This is a genomic window from Thermogemmata fonticola (assembly GCF_013694095.1).
Taxonomy (GTDB): domain Bacteria; phylum Planctomycetota; class Planctomycetia; order Gemmatales; family Gemmataceae; genus Thermogemmata; species Thermogemmata fonticola.
On the sequence record NZ_JACEFB010000037.1, the window covers coordinates 1 to 1067 of the forward strand.

General features: G+C 63.5%; 2 protein-coding genes. One reads left to right on the forward strand and one right to left on the reverse strand.

The features are described 5' to 3' along the window. A partial coding sequence (locus H0921_RS17570; protein ID WP_194539834.1) for a hypothetical protein occupies positions 1-757 on the reverse strand: 757 nt, incomplete at its 3' end. Between the two features lie 18 nt (positions 758-775). Between H0921_RS17570 and H0921_RS17575 the strand changes: the two genes are divergently transcribed. Further along, positions 776-1067 (forward strand): hypothetical protein (locus H0921_RS17575; RefSeq protein WP_194539835.1); only part of this gene is annotated, 292 nt, incomplete at its 3' end.

The window sequence follows — 1067 nt, forward strand, 5'->3', positions numbered from 1 at the left end:
CACCACCGTCACCGCCACTGCCGTCACCGCCACCGCCGCCGCTGCCACTGCTGCCGCCACCATCGCCACCGCTGCCGTCGCCACGTGAAGGGCGCGGACGCACCCCAGACCGCACCGAACCCCGCTCCTCCCCCACCCTACCAACAACACCCGATAACTGCCCCTGCCACGGTAATAACTCATCCGGCCAAAAATTGAAACTGAGAGAATCTAACTCTTGAGAATGATTTTTCCAACACAAAGTTGAATTGAAACATTCACAAAATGAATCATCGGATTGGCTCACACCATCGGGAGATGCTTGATTCGACAAAGGGATGGTCCCCGCGGCGGATTCGGACGGCGGCGGCTCTGCGGGAGAATGGTCGGCCTCACTCCGGGATGGAGGAGATGACATATTCCCGTCAGCGGAGCCTTCCTGGCCTTCCTTCTGTTCCTGGCGTTCGAGGCGGCGCAGGAAGGCGGAGACGTGGGCGAGCCAGCGGAGCTGGGCCTCGTGACGTTTGCGGGCCAAAGCGGCGGGAGAGCGGGAAGAACGGCGGCGCTTCCTCCGGCGGAGTTTTTGACGCAGCAGTGACAAGAGCTTGACCATGATGGCCAGCCGCAGAGTGCGGGCCAAGCGGCGGCGGGCGGAACGCTTCCAGCGCTGGCGGCGGGGCGAACGGCCTGCCTCCCGGCGGCGCGACCGGCACGGTGAACGTCGGACACGGCCCTCCGTTTCGTCCCCATCCCAGCCGGTTTGACAATTTTCATCCATATCGCATAGATGTTCACCATGACATCGATGGCACTCCGCCTCCTCGCAGCCGCTGCCGTGGCAGCAACAGCAACCCTCGCCGTCCTCCCCGTCAGTTTGACAATTATCGTCAATATCACACGGATGTTCACCACAACACGGGCCGCCGTCCGCAGCGTCGCATCCGTGATCGCCGCCGTGGCAGCAACAGCACCCCGCGCCGTCCTCCCCGGCGTGATGGCCACACCAGCCGTGGCAGGCGTCCGCGTCATCCTCACCGTCTTCCCAGCACTCCGGGTCGTCCGCGGAGCAGGGACAGTGATCGTGACAA